Annotated in this window: 3 protein-coding genes and 1 pseudogene; 2 read left to right on the plus strand and 2 right to left on the minus strand. The window is 41.4% G+C overall.

Going from position 1 to position 4,730, the window contains the following annotated elements:
- Positions 1-120: 120 nt before the first annotated feature.
- Both SMSK597_RS11935 and SMSK597_RS11940 read right to left on the minus strand, forming a co-directional pair.
- Positions 121-1,971, minus strand: a complete 1,851-nt coding sequence (locus tag SMSK597_RS11935) for a polysaccharide biosynthesis protein (RefSeq protein ID WP_001035711.1) — start codon at positions 1,969-1,971, stop codon at positions 121-123.
- A 191-nt stretch (positions 1,972-2,162) separates the two neighbouring features.
- Positions 2,163-2,993, minus strand: coding sequence for a glycosyltransferase (locus SMSK597_RS11940; protein WP_001291458.1), 831 nt, complete (start codon positions 2,991-2,993; stop codon positions 2,163-2,165).
- A 154-nt stretch (positions 2,994-3,147) separates the two neighbouring features.
- Between SMSK597_RS11940 and SMSK597_RS11945 the strand changes: the two genes are divergently transcribed.
- Entirely contained in the window at positions 3,148-4,314 is a 1,167-nt protein-coding gene (locus SMSK597_RS11945) for a CynX/NimT family MFS transporter (RefSeq protein ID WP_000744887.1), read from the plus strand.
- A gap of 203 nt (positions 4,315-4,517) precedes the next feature.
- A pseudogene (locus SMSK597_RS0103270) lies at positions 4,518-4,730 on the plus strand (hypothetical protein); the annotation flags it as partial.

Here is a 4,730-nt window from a genome sequence, read left to right on the forward strand (position 1 = left end):
ATCTATACGGCAAGGCGACGTTGACGTGGTTTGAAGAGATTTTCGAAGAGTATAAGTCTCTACATAACAAAACGCATATTACCAAGGTTCTTCAGACCTGATAATATGCGTTTTTCTTTTTTATTCAACGTGGGTAGTTTGATTGGCAAAGGCGATAATAGCTTGCTTCAACTCATCTCCACTAAGAGTACGGAACTCTTCAATCTTTTGATCGATAGCTTCTAGAGGCATGACATTAACCTTACCAACGAAAATCTTATCCATAACTTGGTTATCAACAAGTTCTGTTGATACCAAGAGTTCTTCGTAAAGTTTTTCGCCTGGACGGATTCCAACTTCAACAATTGGAATTTCGCTTTCGGTGTGTCCACTTAGAAGCACCATTTTCTTAGCCAAGTCATAAATTTTGACTGGTTTGCCCATATCAAGGATAAAGACTTCTCCATCTTTAGCATAAGCACCAGCATGGATAACCAGACGACTAGCTTCTGGAATGGTCATAAAGTAACGGGTCATGCGGAAGTCTGTCACCGTTACAGGCCCACCTTCAGCAATCTGGCGTTCAAAGACTGGAATGACACTACCACGGCTACCAAGAACATTCCCAAAACGAACTGCACAGTAGGTTGATTGGCTACGTTGGTTAAAACCAGTGACAATCAACTCCGCCACGCGCTTGGTTGCTCCCATAACATTGGGTGGATTGACCGCCTTATCCGTCGAAATCATAACCATCTTAGGTACTTTGGCTTCATCAACAGCCTTAGCAACGTTGTAAGTTCCACGAATATTGTTTTTGAAGGCTTCTTTTGGATTGCGCTCCATCATAGGAACGTGCTTGTGGGCAGCCGCATGATAAACAATAGCTGGCTTGTACTGCTCAAAGACTTGTAACAAACGGTCATAGTCTTGAATATCGGCAATAACTGGTACATAATCAATCCCTTGGAACTTACGAATCAATTCATGATAAACAAGGTAAATTGAGTTTTCCCCATGACCGAGCAAGACAATGCGTTCAGGATTGAAGCGACTAACTTGGCGACAGATTTCAGAACCGATTGAGCCACCAGCACCTGTAACCAAGATTGTTTTTCCAGTTAGTTCTGTACCCAGACGCGATTCGTCAAGACGAATTTCCTGACGACCCAAAAGGTCTGTGATATCAATCTTCTGGAAGCCTCCACCTGCTTGGTGAAGTCCTTGAACAACAGTTTCAACTTTAGGCATCTTGTAACATTTGACACCCAGCTTATTACACATCTGCAAGATACGTTCATATTCTGACGGATCAAGCGACGGAATCGCAACGATAACACGTTCGATTTGATGACGTTTGGCTAATTCAGGCAGATTGTCATAAGAGCCCAAAACAGGGATACCACCAAGTTTTTGACCCTTTTTCTTAGCATCCTTATCCAAAATACCAACAAGTTCCAAATCACTGGTTGGATGTTGGTAGCTGTTCATAAAGAGGGCTCCGCCATCACCAGCACCAATCAAGAAGGTCCGACGGTGTTCCCCATCACCACTGCCTTTTTTGCGTCTGGAGTAGATTAACTGCCAAGTAATCCGTGGCAATAAAATCAAGAAGGTACTCAACAAGATAAAGAGAATGATGAAACGGATGGAGAAGAGTGGCAAGAAGGCATAACAGATACTATATGACAAGACACTGCTGGCAGTCACACCAAAAAAGATTTTCATAAAGTCCGTAATCTTGCTGTAACGACTAATACTCGCGTTCAACCCCCAAAATGCAATCATCAATTGATAAAACAAGAAGGCCAAACTCGTATAGATAATGTAGTCAACAGGTGCTGGATTAATCAAGCCGTAGAATAAGATATAAGATACAATGATGGAAACCACCATACTCAAAATATCAAATATTCCCCAGAAAACCTGCTTTTGTTGTTTATTTAAAATTTCCACCAGATCAATCACATAATCTGTGAGTTTTTTATTCATAGAAATTTACTCCTCCTTAAAAGAGCTCGATGGTTATACTCAATGAAAATCAAAGAGCAAACTAGGAAACTAGCCGCAGGCTGTACTTGAGTACGGCAAGGCGACGTTGACGCGGTTTGAATTTGATTTTCGAAGATCGTTATATTGTTATTATAACATTTTTTCTAAAGTTTATGATTTGCTACAATCTTTTACTTTCTTTTTCGTAACAGTTTCATAAAAATAAACTGTCGGACAAATCCTGGACAAAGAGCAACAACCATCTGAATCGCAACACTCTTGGCATACTCCATGTAAGAAATCTGCCCTCTCTTCAGCATTCGTTGACGAGCTTGACGATAGAGTTTGAGGTAACGCAGTCCCCCACGACGCTCAAACATTCCTGCTCCGACACGAACCTTACACAAGATTTGATCCAGATTCCCAGTCTTAGCTCCTGCAGCAATCATATTGAGCCAGAGGAGGTCATCTTCCATATAAAGTCCATCCTCATAGTTGCCTGCCTTGAGAACCATGTCCTTCTTGAACATGACAGTCATGTGGTTAAAGGCACTTCTCATCCTTTGATAAGCTACAATATCTGCATGCTGGGTTGGAACACGACGGTAAGAAACGATCTCATCAGGATTATCAATAAACTCTGCAATATGTCCACCTAATAGGTCGAACTTGTCCTTCTCCATTAGCTGAACCTGTTTTTCAAAACGGTCTGGAACAGCTATATCATCCGTATCCATACGGGCAATAATATCATACTGACACTGCAAAACACCCTGTCGAAGAGCCAGACCCAAACCTTGATTCTGCTCAAGAGGATAGCGTTTCACTGGAATATCAGACTCAGCTTCAAGCTGATCTAATACCTGATAGAGCTCAGGTGTCAAAGGCCCATCCTCAACCAGAACCAATTCGCTCGGTTTCAGGGTCTGATTTTGAACACTCTCAATAGCATCCTTTAAAAATGTCGGATTTTCCTTGATATAGACCGACATCAATACGCTGATTTTTTGCTTTTCAGACACAGTTTTTCTCCAATGTATAGATTTCCTTCCACTATTTTATCATAATTTTCAAGACTTTCCCATTTTTATCTTGAAAGCCAGAAACCTTACTTGACATTATAAGGAAAAAACCTTAAAATAAGCTGTTATTAAAATCAGCTAGAAGAGGTAATATATGAAAAAGCAATCACTCTTTTTTGTTCCAGGTATTATCCTGATTGGTGTTTCCTTGCGGACTCCTTTTACTGTTTTACCCATTATTTTGGGAGATATTTCGCAAGGTCTGGGAGTAGAAGTTAGTTCGCTTGGTGTCCTGACCAGCCTGCCTCTCCTTATGTTTACTCTCTTTTCACCATTTTCTACCCGACTGGCTCAGAAAATTGGCTTAGAACATCTCTTTACCTACAGCCTCTTCTTCTTGACTATCGGTTCTCTCATTCGACTAATCAATCTGCCTCTCCTCTATCTAGGAACCTTGATGGTTGGGGCAAGTATCGCAGTCATCAATGTGCTGCTTCCTAGTCTTATCCAAGCCAATCAACCAAAGAAGATTGGTTTTCTGACCACCTTATATGTAACCTCTATGGGGATTGCAACGGCTCTGGCCTCCTATCTGGCTGTGCCTATTACACAGGCCAGTTCTTGGAAAGGTCTTATCATCCTCCTCACCCTGCTCTGTCTAGCAACTTTTTTGGTCTGGCTGCCCAATCACCGCTATAATCACAGACTGGCTCCACAAACCAAACAAAAAAGCAAAGCAAAGGTCATGCATAATAAACAGGTCTGGGCAGTGATTGTCTTTGCCGGTTTTCAATCCTTGCTCTTTTACACCGCTATGACCTGGCTACCTACCATGGCTATCCACGCAGGTCTATCCAGTCACGAAGCTGGCTTGCTGACCTCTATCTTCTCTCTGATTAGCATTCCTTTTTCAATGACCATCCCAAGCCTGACAACCAGCTTGTCTACTCGTAACCGTCAGCTCATGCTCACTCTGGTTTCACTAGCTGGTGTGGTCGGCATTTCCATGCTCTTTTTCCCTGTTAGTAATTTCTTTTACTGGCTTGCCATCCATCTTCTCATCGGAACTGCAACCAGCGCCCTCTTCCCCTATCTCATGGTCAACTTTTCACTTAAGACAAGCGCTCCTGAAAAGACAGCCCAATTATCTGGCCTTTCTCAAACAGGAGGCTATATTCTAGCAGCCTTTGGGCCAACCCTCTTTGGTTACAGTTTTGATCTGTTCCACTCTTGGGTACCAGCTGTAGCTGCTCTCTTACTCGTCGATATCCTGATGACTGTGGCCCTCTTTACAGTGGACAGAGCTGATAAAATCCTCTAATTTTTCTAAAAACTATCACAACTATAAATAATGCAAAGCTAGACAGAGTCTGGCTTTTTTGGTGCTTATACCAACAAAAAGTACTATCCATCTGTTAGTAGAAAGATGACATTTTTGATATAATAAAATGTATAGACACTAATTGTCATACTAAAAATAAATTAGTTTCTAATATAGCTACTATTTTAAACGAGGTATGTAGAATGGATGAACAAAAATACAATTTGGAGCAAAGTTTAGCAGAGTTAGATAAGCTCCTTAACTTATCAGCCAACGCGACAGATAAGGCTAGCCGTGAAACTCTAGCAGAAAAAGCCAAAATAATTTATGAGCAATACCCTAAATCAGAAAACATTGCTTTGCTCTATGCTAGGATTTTGGTCAATTTATCAGCCAAGCAGACTGAGTTACAGGAA

It is taken from the genome of Streptococcus mitis SK597, from assembly GCF_000148545.1.
Lineage (GTDB): Bacteria > Bacillota > Bacilli > Lactobacillales > Streptococcaceae > Streptococcus > Streptococcus mitis_C.